This window comes from Alcaligenes pakistanensis, assembly GCF_014652815.1.
In the GTDB taxonomy this organism is placed as follows: Bacteria; Pseudomonadota; Gammaproteobacteria; order Burkholderiales; family Burkholderiaceae_B; genus Alcaligenes; species Alcaligenes pakistanensis.
Map to the genome: position 1 here is coordinate 31139 of NZ_BMZN01000006.1, position 20055 is coordinate 51193.

The following is a 20055-nucleotide window of genomic DNA, read 5'->3' on the forward strand; positions in this document are numbered from 1 at the left end:
AAGACGGCATTAGCAACATTTACCACGCCCGGAGGCTTGGACAGCTACGTCAAGCAGGTACGCGAGAAGGTATGCGGCACCGTGTACGACATGAGCAAACGCAAAGACCGCGAAGCCTGCGCCGCCGACGCTTACAAGGTAACGCGCACGAAAACGGCTGTAGAAAAGATGGGTGCAGCGCTATCTGCTGAGTACAAAGAAGTGCCGAAGAAAATCGACGCCCAGCGCCGGGACTGGAACACAAAGATGGACGCTTTGCGCGACGAAGTTCGCAAGCCCCTGACGGACTGGGAAGAAGCAGAGGCCAACCGGGTAGCGCTGCATCGTGCCGACCTGGACGGCATGGCTGACCAGGCTCGGGAAGTAGGTGGGCTTGATGTTGAAGCCCTGCGCCAGCGCATCACAGTGGTTGAGTCTCTGGTTGTGGGCGAGTCCTGGGAAGAGTTTGAGGCCGAGGCTCACCGAGTCAAAGCCAAGGCGCTGGAAATTCTGAACACAGCCCTGGCGGAACGCCAGAAGCACGAAGCCGAGCAGGCAGAACTGGCCGACCTACGCCGCAAGCAGGCCGAGCAGGAGCAGAAAGACCGCGAGGCGGAGATTGCCCGGCAAGCTGCCGAAAAGGCCCGCGCCGATGCGGAAGCCAAAGCCCAAGCTGAGCGCGATGCAGCCGCCAAGCGTGAGGCGGACGCGAAAGCCGCCCAGGTCAAGGCCGAACAGGACGCCAAGGACGCCGCCGAACGCCAGCGCCGCGCCGAAGAACAGGCCGAAGCTGAACGTCTTGCATCGGTCGAGCGGGCCAAGCAAGCCGCTGAGGCTGCCCGTCAGGCCGAAATCAAACGCCAAGCCGACGAAAAGGCAGCCGAAGAGGCCGAGCAGCGCCGCCGCGAAGAGGACAAAGCGCATAAAGCCAGCATTAACAACGCCGCCCTGGCTGCATTCATTGAGAACGGCTTACCCGACGAGTGCGCCAAGCAGGCCGTCATTCTAATCGCCAAGGGCCTGATCCCAGCTATCCGAATCCAATATTGAGGACACCATGAGCACAGAAATTATTGAAGCACCACAGCGGGAGTTGGCCGCGCCAGCAGATCAAGTGCCTGCCAACTCCCCCATGGGCATGATGATGGCAGCCATGAAACAAGGTGCCACGCTCGACCAAGTGGAGCAGATGATGAACCTGCAGCAACGCTGGGAAGAACGCGAGGCCGAAAAGGCCTTCAACGATGCCTTGGCCGCATTCAAGTCCGAGGCTGTTGAAATAATCAAGCGCAAAGCCGTCGACTTCACCGGGAAGAACGGGCGCACACACTATAAGCACGCAGAGCTTTCCGATGTGGTCGAAGCGGTAGGCCCTGCCCTTTCAAAGCATGGTTTCGCCTGGAGCTGGAAAACCCATCAAGAAAAAGACCTAATCCGCGTGACCTGCATTCTCAAACACCGTCAGGGTCATACCGATTCTGTGTCCCTTGAAGCCAATGCCGACCAAAGCGGAAGCAAGAACAATATCCAGGCCATCGCATCCACCGTCACGTACCTGCAGCGCCACACCCTCAAAGCCATCACCGGCGTTTCTGAAAAAGGTGACGACGATGATGGGCAAGGCAGCGCGAACTCGAAAATTAGCGCAGACCTACGCGACGAGTGGATCTGCGAGGTAGCCAAAGCAGAAACGCTGGACCAGCTGGAAACCATCTGGCAGGAAGGCGGCAACGTCATTTACGCAACCAACAACCTTACTGATTACAACGCCTTCAAAAAGGCTGTATCGGACAAGAAGAAGATGCTCACGGAGGCTCAATAATGGAAGGCTTAATCATTCACACTGCCGAACAAGGCACTCCAGAATGGCTCCAGGCCCGCAAGGGCGTCATCACCGGCAGCCGATTCAAAGACTGCCGCGACCGCCTGAAAAGCGGGGCCCCTTCTAAGAAGTGCCTGGACTACGCCATGGACGTAGCCCGAGAGCGCGAAGGCGGCGAGCCTATGCAGGTCTTTGTGAACGGCGCTATGCGCCTGGGCACAGAGCAAGAGCCCTACGCCCGTGCTGTCTATGAGCGCAAGACCGGCCATATCGTTGACGAGGCCGGTTTCATCACAACGCCGGACCGCCTATTTGGGGTTAGCGTGGACGGTTTGGTAGGCGATGACGGGATCATTGAAATCAAGACGATGGTCAGCAGCGACACCCTGTTCACCGCCTTTGTGAACGGTGACATTGCCGCCTACGTAGACCAATGCAATGGCGCAATGTGGCTGCTTGGACGTAAATGGGTGGATCTGATCTTGTGGGTTCATGACCTAGGCCGCATGAAGATCATCCGCATCGAGCGCTACGACAACCAGATTGAATCGCTGGAATCCGATCTGATGGAGTTTGAGCGGACGGTCACCAAGTATCAGCACGAACTGCGGGACGCCCTGCTGGAGGCTGCGTAAATGGCCTCAGTCAACAAAGTCATTCTGGTGGGCAATCTTGGCCGTGATCCGGAGGTTCGATACTCAGCAGAAGGCTCGGCCATCTGCAATATTTCCATTGCCACGACTTCGCAGTGGAAAGACCGTACCTCCGGCGAAAAGCGCGAGGAAACGGAATGGCACCGTGTGGTGTTCTACAACCGTCTGGCTGAAATCGCGGGCGAATACCTGCGTAAAGGCCGTCCCGTCTACGTAGAAGGTCGCCTGCGCACCCGTAAATGGACAGGCCAGGATGGTCAGGAGCGTTTCACAACTGAAGTGGTTGCCGAGCAAATGCAAATGATGGGCGGTGCACATTATTATACGGAGTGATATTACAGCCCTTTCTTTTGACGCTCAATTGCTTTAATTGCCTGCTTAATAGCCTTCGCTTCAGGACTATCCGGGCCTCCCAAAGCCATAATTGACCAGTCACTTTCTCCTATTTTAGTAACTTCTTCATTATATCTAGCGATTTTTTTGGAAATTATATTTAGTGCTTCATTTAAACTGCAAGCAATATTAAAAGGAAAATTTGAGAAGCCAATGCTTGAGAGATATTGAACTGCGAAACTTAGGCGCTCAGGGTCAAATGCACCATCGCTCTCAAATATACCACCTCCACTTCCTGATTTTTTAGAAGTGCAGATCGTGTAAGATCGAAGTTGTCTATTAGCTTCATCGAGAGCACTGGCTATTAGATTTACCTTATGACAAGCAGCTGACTTTTTCTGATGAGCGTTGAGCCAAAAACCAGAAAAAACAGCAGCGATAGTACCAAAAGCCTGCGCCCAAGACGCTGTGACAGGGTGGGTAATGAAAGTCCAAATGAAATGCGGAGCAATCGAACAAATCAATGCCCCCACTATCCCGCCCACAATAAAACAACCAAAAAAGCCCAGCTTGCTTGAAATCCAATTAAGACCTCTCAAACACTTCTCCTTATATGATGGCTACCTGAGCGCTGGTCGATAAGAAATATCACTCACCCTCTATGACCGGCGTAGATTTAGTGCTATGAAAAAAAATTCTAAAGACCCGCAGTTCGATTTCTGATATCAATAAGATTTTTATACATTTCCTCTAATTCCTTCACCGTTTCACCATTTTTAATTAGGGAGAAAATCTTTTGAAAATCATAGCCAGATTGCTCAATATCATGCTCTCTAGGTATGGCCGACAATCTCAGCAAAGCAAGAAGTTTTTCTCTAATTTGAATTAATAAATACGCGTTTTCGTATGTATTTGCCAGCTCTAAAACATCCTCATCAGTTATGTTTTCAATCAACCACAGCCTAGTTAGACCGGCAACCCCGACCTCATCTACATCACCACAGGTATGTAGAGCCTTAATCACCCAATCTAAGTTTATTAAGTGCACTGATACTCTGTTACTAATCCTGGCACACGTAGAGTCAAGGCGATATTTTCTAAGCATGCTATTTTGAAACTCTGATCTCAGGCCGAAAAACAAAGCAACGATTACAGCCCCGACGGTACCAATAGCAGTCATCACTTCCCACCATCTTGCACCTTTTACAATACCCCAGTCACACAAGAAACCGAGCAATACCGCCGTTATCAGCGCTCCAGCACCAAATCCAACAATAAGACCAAACAGCCTCTGAGTTTCGGCGCTGTAGTCCTCTTTCCACTTAATCCCCATAGCCCTCTCGCCTCATGCCTGTATATACGGCGTGAGCATAGCCCATCCTGAAAGGAATACACCCATGTGGTTTAAAAACCTGCGTATCTTACGCCTGGACACCCGTTTTGGGGTTTCAGCCAAAGTACTACTAGAAAAGCTAAATAAACATCGATTTACGCCAAGCTCAAACCAAGAGCCTCTCAGTATGGACTGGCTGCCGCTCACGTAACCACACTATCGGCGAGCCTGCTAGACTCAATTTTACTCTCAAAAGAATTAACTAAATTTAACACCTTTTTAAAATCGAAACTTTTCTCAGGATATAAACCGACAATAACCAAAATCAATTTTTCATAGTGAGACAGAATTTTTTTAATTTCACTCTCATACAACACCAAAGAATCATAGGCATCAAGTGTTTTGAAACTAATCCCCGAAAAATCAAACAAACCATCAACAGAATCCATATCAGACTTTAAATTATAGAAGAAAATTTTATTGGAGCTTTTCAGATCAAAAAACACATGGTGGTCAAAATTTATAAAAACATCAGAACGAAATATTTTCTGATAATCTCGGCTTAATCCTTCTAAATTCAAATTCAAACAATAATGATAACTTTCTAAATCTGATCGGGCATCACTTTCGTACTCTTTAAATCCACGTAACACCAGAATCTCTGACTCTCCCATTAACTTAATAGATTCTTCAATTGCATGTAAAAATTTCTCCAGAGTTCCAAAAATAGATTTCCTAGAATTAAAATCAGAAACAATAGTTTTCTTTATTAAATCCATTCTAAAAAACCACGCTGAATAAGCAGCACCAGCCGCAGCCCCAACGGTGCCTATAGCAGTAAACATCTCCCACCATGTAGCACCATAGACTCTTCCACTCATCCACAGGCTAACTACAACCGTACTTGCTAGAGCTGCGAAAAAAAAGCACTGTATTTCAATTTTGAACTTTAAAGCAGTGCTCTTTAACCAAGCGACCTTTTTACTCACGTGACCTCCAAACAATTTCTTTCGCCTATATCCGCAAGGATCATAGCCGAACCTCTGTGTCTAAAACATAGGATGCCTCCCCTATAAAGCATCATGACTCCAGCTACACCCCATAACCCCGCTTGATTTACTCAACTGGGGTTTTTCTTTTCTAGGATCAACCCATGACCCACAACGTCGTCTCAGTATCAGGCGGGAAGGACAGCACCGCCCTACTTCTGCTGGCCATCGTTCAGGAAGTACCGAACCTACAGGCCGTCTTTGCTGACACTGGGCATGAACATCAGCAGACCTATGACTATGTGAACTACTTGGCGCAGGCCACTGGTGTGCCGATCCGCTGGGTGAAGGCGGACTTCTCTGAGCAGATCGCCAGAAAGCGCCTTTATGTGGATACGAAGTGGCGTGAGAAGGGTGTCCCGGATTCGATTGTTGAACAGGCCCTGGCAGTGCTGCATCCCACAGGCATCCCATTTCTGGATCTCTGCCTGTGGAAGGGCCGCTTCCCAAGCACCAAGACTCGGTTCTGCACAACAGAACTGAAAGTAAACCCGTTAATTGAGCAGGTAATGCTGCCACTGATGGATGAAGGCGGGATGGTCTTGTCGTGGCAAGGGGTGCGCGCCGACGAGAGCCTGGCGCGCCGGTACTTGCCGAAGTGCGACGAGGTAGGCGGCGGGTTATTCAATTACCGGCCGATCCTGCGCTGGAAAGTGGCTGATGTATTTGACGCCCACCACTTAATGGGCATCAAGCCCAATCCGCTGTATTTGCAGGGCGCTGGCCGAGTGGGCTGCATGCCCTGCGTCAACTGCAATAAAGATGAGCTGCGCCAGATTGCCCAGCGCTGGCCAGAAGAGGTGGATCGAGTGCGTGAGTGGGAGCGCCTGGTAAGTCTTGCCAGCAAGCGCGGTTGCAGCACTTTCTTCAGTGCCGTAGACGACCCGACCTACAAAGAAGGCGACATCATCACTCACGAAAACTACGGTATCGACAGAATGGTGGAGTGGTCGATGACCAGCCGAGGCGGTCGCCAGTTCGACCTCACACGAATCTTTGCAGATGCCTCCAGCTGCTCGTCTATCTATGGATTATGCGAATGAAACACCAACATTCCAAAAACCTCAAAGATCAAGAATCAAGATCTGCAAAGCCAAACAGCGCCCTGTGTTGAGCCAAGTACGGTAAGTTTTCGTTATGAAAGGGAGGACATCTATGATCTGGGCTAATGCCCCAAGACATAAGAACGTCCTTAATCTCCTTGCTGGAGACAAGAATATTTCCATCATCAGAAAAAGAAATCAGACCTTTATCAAACAATTTATCGACATGTGGGGCCAACATGAACCCATTGTGTTTATCTAGACGCTCGTAATTGGTTGAATCACGCCACGGCTTTATATGACTGGCAGTGAGCAAGCGCGAATCCTCGGTGCCAGTCACGAAGCAAAAATGCCTAACAGACATGACGCCTTCACGAAACTTTCCTTGTCCTATACGTGCCTTCCGCAAATATTTGGCCTCAGTCTCTGATGATGACGACGCGTCAATTTCGACATCATCTAATTTTGATTCAAACCTAACGTCCAACTGACCGACCAGTCCGATGAGCACGTCGAAAAATTGGTCAGACACCTCACATAGATAAAATTGATTAGCTTCGCCAGACGGTCGTAAAGGTGAATTTCGTGCAGGAAGTAGATCACCAAGTTGCGACATGTGTTCCATGGGTCTTAATTGATCATCTAAAAATACCCAATCAACATCTACCTGCCATCCCGTGCCATTCCAAGACCCATGTCCTTCGGGTACAGGCGCTTCAAAACAATCAGTAATCGCCACTCCAACAGCTCGGACCAACCCCTTGGCGTAAGACACCACGAGATCCCCCTTGCGGACCTTACTTACGTTTATCCAAGTAGGTCTCTGCACATCTTCATCACGCACCACCGGGCACCAAATGTACCCGCCGTCTAATTCGCGACTGAACGATGATCCATGGCTGACCCACCAAAAGGAACGCTTTCGGATAGAGTTTTTATATTTGGCACACGACTCGCCCACTAAACTCGACGCACTTAGCATTGACGAGCTTTTCCAGAGCTCTTCAAAAGCCTGAAACTCAGTCTGAGACATCTGAAATACAGTTCCCCTAGGATTCTTTATGATTTGTGATCTCTGCAACAAAGGATGCTGCTTAAAGTGCTCCTGGGTAACCATACCCTGGGCAGATCCCACACGAATATCTACTAATTGAATCCCTGTTTTCCACTCTTCTTCCTTAACATCCTCCTGGCCCACCCAAAACTCACTACCTAGAGCTTCAGGATGTAAAACCTCAGCAGCTTTTGTAGGAAGCTCATTCACATAACCAACCGCGATAGCCCCTCGATCAATTGTTGAACGCCAAATAATGACAGGATCTCCAATAGCTATCTTTGTTCTATTGCGATTGGGAGTATTCCAGTAAATCTGTCTCGAAGACTGTATGTACTTCTCTAAGTCATAAAAATTAGGGTTTCCCTGAAAAACCCAAGCATTAAATTCAGTCACGCCCAAACCCCTTTTAATAATTGAACTTAGCTCACCAAGTGTAACGCTTAGTGAGTTTTTTTTGCGTCCATATATAGGAGCTATTTACATGACACAGCTTGTTCTAGACCCCTGCTGTGGTGGCCGCATGATGTGGTTTAACCGCGATGACCAACGTGCCCTATTCGGGGACATCCGCAGCGAGAAGCACACGCTTTGCGACGGGCGGGCCTTCAACATCACGCCCGACCTGAATATGGACTTTCGGGCCATGCCCTTCTCCGACGAGAGCTTTCGTCTTGTCTGCTTCGATCCCCCTCACCTGCGTCACGCTGGCCGGGAATCGTGGCTACGTGCCAAGTACGGAATCCTCAGTGATGACTGGCAGGACGATCTGCGTCGTGGCTTTGCGGAATGCTTCCGCGTCCTTAAGCCAGAGGGTGTGCTGATTTTTAAATGGAACGAGATCCAGATCCCCACTCGTCAGATCCTTGAGTTGACTCCACACAAGCCCCTGTTCGGCCATCCCAGCGGGAAACGTGCCGATACCCACTGGATCACCTTCATGAAAGGGCAGTCATGAGCAACCACCCACACAACCAGACGCGGTCTACCCCGCAAGAAGCGTTCAACCTCGACCGAGCAGCACAGGTCTACGGCACACGCGCATTCATCCCGGTGACTTCAAAAGCCGCCCCCAACCCGAATTACCCCCAGCTAAGGGAGAAGAACCGATGAGCACAGACACACAAAACAACGCACCCGTCATCGCAGAGGCGTTCTCCATTCCTGCGGCACTACGTGAGATCGCGAGCTGGATGGACAGCGGTGGCCCGACCTACCACGAGGCCGAATTAATCGGCATGAACATAGCCGGGCCAACAGGATGTGGTGCTCATAAAGAATGCACCAGGGCCGCCAAGCTCGCCTTTTTGGAGGCGGCACGAATCTGGGAGCGTCTGCACCCAAGCTCCCCTGTGGGCGCGGAGCCGGTACTTCGTATAGGAACGGACCGCAACGGTGAGCTCGCAATATTCACACCGCGTTTCAATAGCGTGATCGCCCGGTTCACCCCCTGCGGAAAGAGTGGCATGAAGGAAGGGCTTCTTTATTCCGCCCCCGTTGCCGCCCAGCCAGACGTCACACAGCAAACGCTCGATGATGTGATGGCAGGTATCCCAGCAAGGGATGCAGAGATTGAAGCGCTGCGTATGGAAATTGAAGCTCAGCATGCCGCCCAGGCGCAGCAATCATTAACCGACGCCGACATTGACCGCATAGCTGCCCCCTGGTTGCATCCAGACGGGCAAGCCAACTCGTCAGACATTCGGGCAATAGTTCGGGCCATCCATGCGCAGCAACCTGTAAGCGGTGCTGATGACGCGCCGGAACGAGCACTGGCGGAGCTGGTGGACAAGATCATGCCCGGACTGGATACCGGTGATCTGTTGGCTGACGCGGCCACGGCCAGCAAGACACTGGATAGCGCCAAGCAGGACGCCGACAAGGTGGATGCGGCCCTGGCTGAAATGGTTCACGCCATGTTCCGAAGCGGAAACAGTGTGCCAGTCACACGCATCACGATTGACCGGAAGCAGTATGACGCCGCCATCGACGCAGCCCGTAAGGAGCTAGACCAGTGACCGCCACCACACCTAAAGAACACCAGCCCGGCCTAGAGCCGGGTTTTTGATGGAGAGTCGCTATGAAGGCAACGATTCAAGAGATACAGCCGCGATTTATACGGGTTAGCGTAGCGCCCGCCTATCTTGGCATGTGCAGGAACACGTTCAATAGAGACGTGCGGCCACACCTTCGTGAGGTTCCTATCGGCAAGCAAGGTAAGGCATTCGACCGTCACGACCTGGACCAATGGGCCAGTGAGTACATGGACAAGTTTGGCATTGACAGTAAAGCAGCCACGCGCAACGATGCAGGCGGTAGTGTTGGGCGAGCTCATGGAAAAGGAAACGCCGATCTATGGCACGCAAAACAATCACCGGACTCCAGCTACGCAAAGGAGTCTGGCATATCGACAAGAAGGTCAAAGGGTACGGAAGAATTTGCGAGAGCACTGAAACTAGCAGCCGCGAAGAAGCCGAGCAATATCTGATACACAAGCTTGAGCAGATACGGCTATCCACTGTTTACGGCATACGCCGTGACAGGATCTGGAGGGAGGCCGCAACCCGTTTTTTAGAGGAGTATTCACACCAGCGCTCAATTTGGCATAGCGCGATCTACCTCAAGCAGCTAGATCCATTTATTGGCGACCTGCCTATATCTGAAATCGACAATGAGGCCCTGGAAAGCTATGTGGACTCGCGCTTGGATGAGGGGCGATCGAATCGCACCATTAACATTGCTCTTCAGCGTGTTGTGCGAATTTTGAATTTATGTGCACGCAAATGGCGCGATGAGAACAAAAAGCCCTGGCTCGACTCCACGCCTATGATTGACATGCTTTGCGAGAAGAATGGCCGTAAGCCCTACCCTTTGGATTGGTCTGAGCAGGCCCTGCTATTTAAAGAGCTGCCTCCCCATCTGCAAAAGATGGCTCTATATAAGGTCAATACTGGATGCCGCGAGCAAGAGGTATGTAAGCTTCGGTGGGAATGGGAGATTGCCGTACCGGCTTTAAAAACAAGCGTCTTTCTATTGCCGGCAGACTTCGGAGGTCGGTTCGTGAACTCCGGTGTTAAGAATGGCGAAGAAAGGCTTGTGGTTCTGAATCGCGTGGCCCTGTCAGTTATTAACGGCCAGCGCGGCATTCATCCAGAATGGGTGTTCCCTTACAAGGGAGATGCGTTGCACAGAATGAATGACAGCGCCTGGAGGAAGGCTCGGAAACGAGCAGCAGAAAAATGGCTTGACCAGTATCGGACGCCAGCGCATCCCGACTTCGCTAAATTTCGTGTACACGACTTGAAGCACACATTTGGGCGCCGCCTGCGTGCCGCAGATGTTCCAGAGGAGGATCGCAAAGCACTACTCGGGCATACGAATGGCAGCGTGACATCGCACTACTCAGCAGCAGAGCTAGGAAAGCTGATTGAGTACGCAAATAGGGTGACAGAGAGCAACTCGCAGACACCTGTCTTAACTCTACTGAAAAGGAGGTCCGCGTGAGAAGTCACGCAAATGTCACGCACAATACAAAAAGGACTTACAGCAATTTTGCTGTAAGTCCTTGATATATTTGGTCGGAACGGAAGGATTTGAACCTTCGACCCCTTGCACCCCATGCAAGTGCGCTACCAGGCTGCGCTACGCCCCGAAAGAATTAAACTATAACCCTGTTCTTCCTTTCCTGCAAGCATTTTTAGGTTTTTTCTTTCGATTTAAGATTTTTAATAGCCAATCTTAGTATCGATCAAAATCCACACTTGCCCGAACAGGCGGCTTGATTTTCAAAGCCTGTATTTACCAAGCTAATCGACATCAAAACCGTGAAGGCGGAAGTATACCTATTTGGAAAAAAAAAGCAAAGCTCTCGTGATCATGCCCCTACTTCAGACTGCATGACTCGCCATTGCGACAAGCTAGGGCCACCTGGATAAAGCAGTCGTTCAGCAGGTAAACGCTGCCACGGCAAATCCGTCGTACGCATAGAAATGCCACCCGGTGCGGCCCCCACGATGATCCGGTCGCTAATGCTCCCAAAGTCCGCTCTGAAATGTACGGCGCTTTTCAGTACCAGCACTTTCATCTGCTCCGGCTCTATGCCGACAAAACGGAACATGCTTTGATCGGCCATTTGCGATTTATACGAGGCCAGTACGATACGTACCCCCTCAATCTGTATACAGGCGCTGGGGCCCAGATTCATGGCACAGCCCGCGTAGTACGGGCCAGTGGCGGGGAACTGCCCGTCAGACAGGGACTCGATGTAGAAGCGGGCATGTAAAGGCATATCACCGGGGACACCTGATTTACCGCCCAAAGATAGTTCAATGGTTTTCCCCACACCTGCTTGATGCACTAAAGCCGCGCTTTCAGGGTCTACGATCAAACCTAAAGCCGCCTCTGACACCTTGGCTTTAAGCAAAGCGCGCAAGAGTCCACAGGTGTCAGAGCTGGCGCCCCCGCCGGGGTTATCGTGGGCATCGGCAATAATCACCGGCCCGGTACCGGGATGATTCAAGGCCCATTGCACTGCTTCGTCAGGTTCATAGAGCTTGCCTTGAAAACCTTCAGCCTTACTCAAGACCTCATCCAGAAAATCCGCCAAGCGGCTATCAGCCTGCTCCTGAGTTTGGGCGTAGGCCCATATGACGGCCCCACACTCTGGCACATCAGCAGCAGGAAAACCCATTGCAAAGGACACGCTGCCGTCACCGTCTATCACTTCCAACGCTGACAAGCTGCGATATAGGCTGGCAGCCGGCTCCATCTCGGTGCTTTGCCAGATCGCCGGAATAAGGAAAGGCAATCGGTGCCAGGCCAATTGGGGGAGCTCCTCATTGTGCAGACATCGCATCAAAGCATGAAAAGTACGCTCTCCGGTCTGGCCCATATCCACGTGAGGGTAGGTTTTATAAGCCACCAACATATCTGCCTGCCTCAGCATGGTGTCGCTGACATTGGCATGTAGATCCAGACTGGCAACCACGGGCACGTCCGGCCCCACCATTTCACGCACCAGAACCAGCAAATGCCCTTCCCCATCGTCTCTATGCTCGGCCACCATTGCGCCATGCAAGTCCAGGTACACCGCATCCACCGGCAAAACCTGTTCAAGGCGATGCAGAATTTCCGCCACAATCGCCTCGTAAGTTATGGCTTCTACTGGCGCGGAAGGGCTAGCAGCGGCCCACAATAGCGGGACACACTCAACCCCGGCCTGGGCAGCAGCAGCCATAAAACCAGCCGCCGGAATATTAGCCCCTCGCAAGGCAGGCTCAATCGCTTCGGCACGGCACATGCCCGGCCAGCCGCCCCCATGCTCGAAGTCCGCCATCGTGGCCATGGCCGGACCAAAGGTATTGGTCTCGTGCTGAAAACCCGCTACTGCGATACGCATCACTTGTCTCCGATTTTGCTATTAAGCCTGACCCGCCAATTGAAGGCAGAGCTGTTCGTAAATATCCTTAGCACCCAGCACATCATCGATGGCTACCGACTCATCAGCCGTATGGGCCTGGGCCTCCTCACCCGGCCCCAGGCCGATGGTCGGGATACCTCGCCGTCCGGCTGACTCGGACCCATTGGTACAAAACCACCAGGTATCCATTTCCACCGGCCGCCTGGCTTGCTGGACAGCCTGCACCATGGCTTGGGCCAAGGGCGCAGACTCGTCCAGCCGCCATGCAGGCAAGTCTCGCTGCGGGCTGGCTTGCTGGCCTGTATAGGTTTGTACCTGACTGTTCACCACTTCCAGTGAAAACCCCTCAACCCCCGCGGCCTGCAGGCATTTTTCCATCTGACTGAGCACAGATTCGCTGCTTTCACCCACCAAGGTGCGACGATCAAAACGCACGGTGACCGACGAAGGTATCAATGAAATGGAGGGATGCGGATCGGAAATAATGTCAGTTGGCACCAGCAAGGCTTGCCCGACCAGGGCATCCTGCGGCAAGTCCAAAGTCTGCAAGGCCGAAATCGCTTTAGCCGCTGCCTGAATCGGATTCACCCCCAGATGCGGCAAGGCAGCATGCGCGGGCCGGCCTTGCAGGCGCAACAAAATCTCCTGCCGCCCTTTCTGCCCCACCATGATGCGTAGGCGCGAAGGCTCGCAAATCACCACTGCCGCAGGTGTGCATTGCTCTAAAGCGTGCGACAAGGCATAGCCTTCAATCACTTCCTCCATCACGCTGGCCGACACGGCAATACGTTGCCGTAACGTGCCCGACCGGGCCGCAGCCGCTGCCCCGCATAAAGCCGCGGCCAAGCCGGCCTTCATATCGCTGGTGCCGCGCCCATACATGCGGCCATCTTTAATCTCAGCGCCAAAGGGCTCCACCGTCCAGGTTCCGGCAATAGGCACCACATCCATATGCGCATCAAAAAGCAATGCCAGCGGCGCCTGTGTTGGGCCTACAAAGCCCAGCACCGAGCCTTTCTCATCCACCGTGACCTGATCAAAGCCCAGCTCTCGCATGACTTGCTGCACGAAATCCGCCATGCCCTGCTCTTGCCCGGACAAGCTGGGGATGCGCACAAAGGCTTGCGTCAAGCTGACCGCATCCCAGGCCAAGTCCTTAACCTTATGTTCGTTCACGCCCATGGCACGACCGCTCCACGTTGCGAGCTGATCAAACCGTATGCTTCTGGTCGACGATGCCGCTCGAAGTTGAAGGTGGTGTTCTTATAAGAATTGCATAAATCCAGATCACAACGGGCAATGGCCAGCTCGTCACCCTTAGTCGAACAAGAGGCCACAATCTCGCCGGACGGCGCAATAATCACGCTACCGCCAATCATCTCGATTCCCTCTTCGCTGCCTGCCTTGGCCACCCCCACTACCCAGGTACCGTTCTGATAGGCTCCGGCCTGCATCACCAGATGGTTATGGAACATGGACAAATCGTCGTGCTCAGGCGCAGGCGGATTATGGACGGGGGTGTTGTAGCCCAACATGACCATTTCCACGCCCTTCAAACCCATGACACGGTAGGTTTCCGACCAGCGGCGGTCGTTGCACAGTGCCATGCCCATCACGCCCCCAAAGGCCGACCACACGCCGAACTCCTGGCCGGGTTCAAAGTAGTATTTCTCCAGATGCTGGAAGGCGCGCCACGGTTCATCCTGACCGTGACCTGGCAAATGCACCTTGCGGTACTTGCCCACAATCGTGCCGGTTTTATCCACCAAAATGGACACGTTAAAGCGACGCTTCACACCGTTCTCGATGACCAGCTCGGCATAACCCAGATAGAAACCAATCTGCAGCTTGGCAGCAGCGTCAAACAAGGGCTGAGTGTCTGGACCCGGCATCTGGGTTTCATAGAAACAATCAAAGTCCGAAATATCCTCGCTAAACCAACGAGGAAAAAACGTGGTCAGTGCCAGCTCCGGAAACACCACCACATCAACATCCATTTTCTTGGCCTGATGCAAATGGGCCAGCAAACGATCGACAACCTGCTTTTTAGTTTCATTGCGGGCGATAGGGCCCAATTGAGCCGCTGCTACATTGACAAACCTGGACATGAAATTTGAACTCCATCAACAATTAAGATTCGCCCAAGAAGGGATTCGGTACGCCCTGACTCAGGCAAGGGCCGGGATTGCGCTGTGCATCTACAGCACCGCTGCAACCGCCGCTTTAATCAGGCATAAGCACAAAAATTCTGAAAATCCCAATGCACCCCTGGTGCGGACTCCACCAGTTCACGCGTATAGGCTTGACTAGGCTGGCTGATCACACGACTAGGATCGCCAGCCTCCACAATCCGGCCTTTTTGCATCACCACAATGCGGTCAGAAATCTGGGCAGCCACTCGCAAATCGTGCGTAATGAACAAAATCGCCACGCCGGTTTTGCGTTTGATATCCACCAAAAGCTTGAGTACCTGTTCCTGGACCAGCACATCCAACGCTGACACAGACTCGTCTGCAATCAAGACATCCGGTTCCATCACAATGGCGCGTGCCAGACACAGCCGCTGCCGTTGCCCACCCGAGAACTGGTGCGGGTAGCGGTCCAGCACATCAGCGTCCAGCCCAACAATGGCAAGCACCTCGGTGACGCGCTCCAGCGCGATCTTGGGAGCGATGCCTATGTTGTGCATGCCTTCGGTCAAGGACTGACCGATGGTCACGCGGGGGTTCAAGGATCGATACGGGTCTTGAAACACAATCTGCATCTTGCGCCGCTGCGCCAGATTGCGATCTTTGCAAGCGGCGGGCAAAGACTCACCGTTTAAGGTGATCTGTCCCGAGCTGGCTTCAACAAGGCCAATAATGCAGCGCGCCAAGGTGGATTTACCCGAACCCGACTCCCCCACCACACCGAGCACTTCGTCCCGGCGAATATCCAGATTGATATCGCTTAAGGCATGCATCTTGCGACCCTTGGAGAACCAGCAATCCGAGCCGTAAACCTTGCCCAAGCCGCGTGCACTCAACACGATCTCGTTTTGTACTTCCGCCTTTGCGGGTGGATGCACATTCGGGACCGACGCAATCAAAGAGCGCGTGTAAGCTTGCTGCGGATTAGACAAAATCTGCTGGCAGGTACCCATTTCCACGCTGTCGCCGCGCTTCATGACCAGAATGCGGTCCGCAATATCGGCCACCACCCCAAAGTCATGAGTCACGAAAATCACGGAGGTACCGCATTCGCTTTGCAGTTCTTTGATCAGACTTAAAATCTGCTTTTGGGTGGTCACATCCAAGGCCGTGGTGGGCTCATCCGCAATCAGCAAACGAGGCTGCAAGATCAAGGCCATGGCAATCATGATGCGCTGGCGCTGGCCGCCAGACAGCTCATGTGGATAGGCCATGAAGAGCTTTTCCGGCTCAGGCAAGCGGACTCGTTCCAACATGCTGATTACACGCTGACGGCGCTCCTGCCGGGAACTGTTTTTCTCGTGGATGCGGATCACTTCGTCGATCTGCTCACCCACCCGCTGCACCGGATTCAGCGCAGTCATCGGTTCTTGAAACACCATGGACATGGCCGAGGCCCGCAATGACAGTAAGCGCTCCTTGTCCATCGTCAGCAGGTTCTGACCCATCAACTCAATGCTGCCCTGGCTGACGCGCAAGGTATCAGGCGGCAGCAAGCCCATGATGGCAAAGGAGCTCAAGGACTTACCCGAGCCGGACTCACCCACAATACACAGCGTCTCGCCTGCATAAACATCAAAGCTAAGGTTGTTCACCAACTGGCGCGGCTGAGCGGCCTTGGTTTCAATGCACAGGTCTTTCACCGACAAGACGCATTGAGCGGTAGTAGAAGAGGTATTCATTGTTATGTCTCCTGCCCTTGTCACTTACAGCCGTGTGACCAGCTTGGGATCCAGCGCATCGCGCAATGCGTCGCCCAGGATATTGATACTTAAAATCGTGATGGACAGCACAATGCCGGGATAGAGCACGATGCCGGGAATCAGCTGGAAGTACAGCCGACCTTCCGCAATGATGTTGCCCCAGGAGGCCATCTCCGGCGGAATGCCCGCCCCCAGAAAACTCAAGATCGCTTCCAGCAACACGGCCGAGGCAAACACATAGGTGCCCTGCACAATCAAAGGCGCAAAAGTGTTGGGAAACATATGGCGCGACAAGATCACATAGGCCGAGGTTCCCACCGTCATGGCTGCTTCCACATACGGCTCGGAGCGCACGCTAAGAATCACGCCACGCACCAATCGGGTCATCCGTGGAATTTCAGGAATGGCAATGGCGATCAGTACCGTGGTCAAACTAGCCCCGGACACTGACACCAGAGCGATGGCCAGCAAAATCCCGGGAATCGCCATCACGCCGTCCATCACCCGCATGATGATGGAATCCAGACGGCGGAAATAACCGGCCAGGGAACCCAGTATCACGCCAAAGAAGACACTAATCGCCAGGACACCAAAACCCACCATAAAGGACACTTGAGCGCCGTACACCACACGGGAGTACAGATCCCGGCCCAGTGCATCCGTCCCCAGCCAAAACTGCGCAGAAGGCGGCTGCAAGCGGACGCTGGGGTCCAGTTGGGTGGGATCTTGCGTACCTAGGAAGGGAGCAAAGATCGCCATGGCCGCCATCAGGATCAGGAACAGCAAGGCGGCACGAGCCGACGTGCTGGCGACCACTTTTTTCAATTTGTTGAGCTTGTGCATATTGTTCTACCTATAAAAAGCGGCGGCTCAATAATCGATACGGGGATCGACAAGCATGTAAGAGATATCAATCAGCAGATTGATCCCTACATACACCAGTGAAAACAGCACGATCAGGGTCTGAATCACCGTAAAGTCGCGTGACAGCACCGCATCCAGCACCAGACGGCCCAACCCAGGAATGTTGAAGACCGATTCCGTCACCACCACTCCGCCGATCAGCATGGTGATGCTGATGCCAATAATCGTCAGGATGGGGACGGCTGCATTGCCCAAGGCATGACGTGTCAGCACGCCTCGCTCATTCAAGCCTTTGGCGCGGGCCGTACGGATGTAGTCCTCGTTCAAGGTGTCGATAACGCTGGTACGCACAATGCGAGTAATCAAAGCGATGTACACCGTCCCCAGGGACACTGCGGGCAAAATTAAATGCCGCAAGTGTTCCCACAGGCCATCGCTCAAGGGCTTGTAACCCTGTACCGGCAACCAACGCAGCTCCAGCGAAAACAGCAGGATCAGCAGATAAGCCACGATAAAGACCGGCACTGAAAAACCCGCTACCGAACCTGCCATTACGAAGCGATCCAGAGACTTGCCGCGATACCAAGCCGAACACACACCCAGCGGAATTGAAATGGTCAGGGTGTAGATCAGCGTCAATAGGGTCAGTGACACGGTTGGTCCCAGCCTGTCGAGCACCAGATCCTTGACCGGGCGGCTGGAGATCAGGGACATGCCAAAGTCCCCTTGCACCATGCTGCCCAGCCACTGCACAAACTGCACAGGTACAGGCTGGTCCAGGCCCATCTGATGGCGGATTTCCTCGATCTGCTCGTTGGTGGCGCTATCGCCTGCCACCAAAATGGCAGGGTCGCCGTGCGACATGCGCAGAACCACAAAAATCACCAGCGCGACGATCAGCAATACCGGTATGGTGGCCAGCACACGCTTGAAGATAAGCCCAATCATCGCTTCTCCACATTCCAGAAGACCGGAACCGGGGTTTGCAGAAAGCCATTCAGGTTCTTGCGCATGGCGCTAACCATCTTGAACTCGCCCAGAGGCACGATGACACCTTCGTCCATAATGTGCTTTTGCAGATCCGTGGCCAGACGAATCAAGTCAGACTCACCACTGGCACGGGCAAACTCCATGCGCGTTTTTTCAATAGCGGGAATATCCGGCCAGCCGAACCAAGCCTTGTCGCCATTGGAGGCCACCGCCATAAAGCTCAAGGGATTGCTCACATCCACCAGGCCCGAATAGGTCGTGATGATGCTCCAGCCGCCCTCTTGTACGGGACGCTTGGACGTGCGGCGAGTCTGCACGGTTTGCCAATCCATCGCTTCCACATTCACGGTGAAACCGGCATTGCGAAGTTGTTGGGCAATCACGGGGACCACAGGCGAAGTCAGGAAGTCCGTGGGGTGCAACAAGACAAGGGGCTCACCCTTATAGCCAGACTGTTCCAGCAGCTTTTTCGCACCCACCGCATCGCCGTTGAAGTAAGTCTCGGAACCGGCTTGCGAGGGGAACACACTGTGGCAACCAAAGACCGCACCGCAGGTTTCAAAGTAGTCTGGGTTGCCCACTTGCGCCTGCATCAAGGACTTCTGGTTCAAGGCCATCATGGCGGCCTGACGTACTTGCTTGTTATTGAAAGGCGGCTGCAGGAAATTAAAGCGCATTTCGGTTTGCGCACCACGGGCCGTAGAGGCATTCAGGACAATATCCGATTCGTTTTGCAGCAAAGGCAAAAGATCCAGCTGCACCTGATCGATGACATCAATCTCGCCACTGCGCAACGCATTCACGCCTGTCATGGCGTCGGGCATCGCCACCCAACGTACGCGGTCTACCTTGACCTGCTTGCCACCAGCCAGACCGCTGGCGGGTTCATTACGAGGTACGTAGTCCGGGTTCTTCTCAAATACCGCTTGCACGCCAGGACGATATTCCTTGTCCACAAAACGGAATGGCCCCGAACCCACAGTAGAGGTAATCGCCTGGCTAATCGGTGTGCGTGCCACCTCTTTAGGCATCACAAACAAGGGCAGAGAACTGGGCTTGCCCATCGCTCGCAGGGCAATATCTGTGGGGAAAGAAAACTGCATCACAAAGGAGCGATCGTCCACGACCTCCATCTTGGTCAGGAACTCCGTCATGATCTGACCCATCTTGTCCAACTGAATCCAGCGTTTGATGGACTCAACCGCATCCTCTGCCGTCACTGGCGAGCCGTCATGCCAGCGCAGATTCTCACGCAAAGTCATGGTGTAGGTCTGACCGTCTTCAGTCACTTTCCAGCCTTCCAACATCTGCGGTTTGACCTGGCCCTGCGCATCTTCGGCCAGCAAGGTGTCGTACACCATATAGCCGTAATTACGCACAATATAGGAAGTGGTAATGACCGGGTCCAGAGAACGCAAAGGCGCTTCCATCACGGCAGTCAAGGTGGTTTGAGCGCTAACGGCCACAGGGGTAATCGCGGTAATGGCAAGGGCAGCCCAGACGGCGGCTAACGATTTGGCAGGACGCAAGCGGTCCTTAAGCAGGTTGCTCATTTTTTGTCTCTCCAGGTAGTTAAAAGCGGTCCGCCTTTGCTCTTATGGCGACGGTCCCGTCATGGGGGTTT

At 53.1% G+C, this 20055-nt stretch carries 19 protein-coding genes, 1 tRNA gene and 1 pseudogene; 9 read left to right on the forward strand and 12 right to left on the reverse strand.

Annotation, left to right across the window (positions count from 1 at the left end):
• From IE156_RS17425 to ssb, 4 genes and pseudogenes are all read left to right on the forward strand, one after another.
• Positions 1 to 1029 (forward strand): hypothetical protein (locus IE156_RS17425; protein ID WP_189393929.1); only part of this gene is annotated, 1029 nt, incomplete at its 5' end.
• Positions 1030 to 1036: 7 nt separating this feature from the next.
• Positions 1037 to 1801: an ERF family protein gene (locus IE156_RS17430; RefSeq protein ID WP_189393930.1), complete on the forward strand. Its 765-nt coding sequence runs from the start codon at positions 1037 to 1039 to the stop codon at positions 1799 to 1801.
• Positions 1801 to 2436, forward strand: a complete 636-nt coding sequence (locus IE156_RS17435; protein ID WP_189393931.1) for a lambda exonuclease family protein — start codon at positions 1801 to 1803, stop codon at positions 2434 to 2436. The genes IE156_RS17430 and IE156_RS17435 overlap by 1 nt, the downstream gene beginning before the upstream one ends.
• A pseudogene (gene ssb, locus IE156_RS17440) lies at positions 2437 to 2766 on the forward strand (single-stranded DNA-binding protein); the annotation flags it as partial.
• A gap of 23 nt (positions 2767 to 2789) precedes the next feature.
• Here ssb and IE156_RS17445 read toward each other — a convergent pair.
• Both IE156_RS17445 and IE156_RS17450 read right to left on the reverse strand, forming a co-directional pair.
• On the reverse strand, positions 2790 to 3386 hold the full coding sequence (locus tag IE156_RS17445) for a hypothetical protein (protein WP_189393932.1): 597 nt from the start codon (positions 3384 to 3386) through the stop codon (positions 2790 to 2792).
• A 98-nt stretch (positions 3387 to 3484) separates the two neighbouring features.
• Positions 3485 to 4120, reverse strand: coding sequence for a hypothetical protein (locus tag IE156_RS17450; RefSeq protein WP_189393933.1), 636 nt, complete (start codon positions 4118 to 4120; stop codon positions 3485 to 3487).
• Positions 4121 to 4184: 64 nt separating this feature from the next.
• Between IE156_RS17450 and rdgC the strand changes: the two genes are divergently transcribed.
• The gene (gene rdgC, locus IE156_RS17455) at positions 4185 to 4331 is read left to right on the forward strand and encodes a recombination-associated protein RdgC (RefSeq protein WP_189393934.1); all 147 of its coding nucleotides are present in this window, start codon (positions 4185 to 4187) and stop codon (positions 4329 to 4331) included.
• Here rdgC and IE156_RS17460 read toward each other — a convergent pair.
• Positions 4324 to 5109, reverse strand: a complete 786-nt coding sequence (locus IE156_RS17460; protein ID WP_189393935.1) for a hypothetical protein — start codon at positions 5107 to 5109, stop codon at positions 4324 to 4326. The genes rdgC and IE156_RS17460 overlap by 8 nt on opposite strands.
• Positions 5110 to 5273: 164 nt before the next feature.
• Here IE156_RS17460 and IE156_RS17465 point away from each other — a divergent pair, with 164 nt between their 5' ends.
• Positions 5274 to 6212: a phosphoadenosine phosphosulfate reductase domain-containing protein gene (locus IE156_RS17465; RefSeq protein ID WP_189393936.1), complete on the forward strand. Its 939-nt coding sequence runs from the start codon at positions 5274 to 5276 to the stop codon at positions 6210 to 6212.
• A 28-nt stretch (positions 6213 to 6240) separates the two neighbouring features.
• Here the strand turns inward: IE156_RS17465 and IE156_RS17470 are convergent, their stop codons facing one another.
• Complete coding sequence (locus IE156_RS17470) at positions 6241 to 7662, reverse strand: HNH endonuclease (protein ID WP_189393937.1); 1422 nt, start codon at positions 7660 to 7662, stop codon at positions 6241 to 6243.
• 88 nt (positions 7663 to 7750) lie between these two features.
• Here IE156_RS17470 and IE156_RS17475 point away from each other — a divergent pair, with 88 nt between their 5' ends.
• The 3 genes from IE156_RS17475 (at position 7751) to IE156_RS17485 (ending at position 10770) form a co-directional block, all read left to right on the forward strand.
• Positions 7751 to 8224 carry a class I SAM-dependent methyltransferase gene (locus IE156_RS17475; protein WP_189393938.1) on the forward strand — a complete coding sequence of 158 codons (474 nt, stop codon included), beginning with the start codon at positions 7751 to 7753 and terminating at the stop codon, positions 8222 to 8224.
• A 151-nt stretch (positions 8225 to 8375) separates the two neighbouring features.
• Entirely contained in the window at positions 8376 to 9284 is a 909-nt protein-coding gene (locus IE156_RS17480) for a hypothetical protein (RefSeq protein ID WP_189393939.1), read from the forward strand.
• A gap of 337 nt (positions 9285 to 9621) precedes the next feature.
• Positions 9622 to 10770 carry a tyrosine-type recombinase/integrase gene (locus IE156_RS17485; RefSeq protein WP_189393940.1) on the forward strand — a complete coding sequence of 383 codons (1149 nt, stop codon included), beginning with the start codon at positions 9622 to 9624 and terminating at the stop codon, positions 10768 to 10770.
• Positions 10771 to 10841: 71 nt separating this feature from the next.
• Here the strand turns inward: IE156_RS17485 and IE156_RS17490 are convergent.
• The 8 genes from IE156_RS17490 to IE156_RS17525 all read right to left on the reverse strand — a co-directional run bounded on the left by IE156_RS17490 (position 10842) and on the right by IE156_RS17525 (position 19984).
• Positions 10842 to 10918: transfer RNA gene (locus IE156_RS17490), tRNA-Pro, on the reverse strand.
• A gap of 222 nt (positions 10919 to 11140) precedes the next feature.
• On the reverse strand, positions 11141 to 12664 hold the full coding sequence (locus IE156_RS17495) for a M81 family metallopeptidase (protein ID WP_189393941.1): 1524 nt from the start codon (positions 12662 to 12664) through the stop codon (positions 11141 to 11143).
• 21 nt (positions 12665 to 12685) lie between these two features.
• Positions 12686 to 13867, reverse strand: coding sequence for a YgeY family selenium metabolism-linked hydrolase (locus IE156_RS17500; protein ID WP_189393942.1), 1182 nt, complete (start codon positions 13865 to 13867; stop codon positions 12686 to 12688).
• Positions 13858 to 14793, reverse strand: a complete 936-nt coding sequence (locus tag IE156_RS17505; RefSeq protein ID WP_189393943.1) for an N-carbamoyl-D-amino-acid hydrolase — start codon at positions 14791 to 14793, stop codon at positions 13858 to 13860. The genes IE156_RS17500 and IE156_RS17505 overlap by 10 nt, the downstream gene beginning before the upstream one ends.
• A gap of 119 nt (positions 14794 to 14912) precedes the next feature.
• Entirely contained in the window at positions 14913 to 16556 is a 1644-nt protein-coding gene (locus IE156_RS17510) for a dipeptide ABC transporter ATP-binding protein (protein ID WP_189393944.1), read from the reverse strand.
• A gap of 24 nt (positions 16557 to 16580) precedes the next feature.
• On the reverse strand, positions 16581 to 17420 hold the full coding sequence (locus IE156_RS17515; RefSeq protein ID WP_189393945.1) for an ABC transporter permease: 840 nt from the start codon (positions 17418 to 17420) through the stop codon (positions 16581 to 16583).
• 27 nt (positions 17421 to 17447) lie between these two features.
• The gene (locus tag IE156_RS17520; RefSeq protein WP_189393946.1) at positions 17448 to 18389 is read right to left on the reverse strand and encodes an ABC transporter permease; all 942 of its coding nucleotides are present in this window, start codon (positions 18387 to 18389) and stop codon (positions 17448 to 17450) included.
• Positions 18386 to 19984 carry an ABC transporter substrate-binding protein gene (locus IE156_RS17525; protein ID WP_189393947.1) on the reverse strand — a complete coding sequence of 533 codons (1599 nt, stop codon included), beginning with the start codon at positions 19982 to 19984 and terminating at the stop codon, positions 18386 to 18388. The genes IE156_RS17520 and IE156_RS17525 overlap by 4 nt, the downstream gene beginning before the upstream one ends.
• Positions 19985 to 20055: the final 71 nt, after the last annotated feature.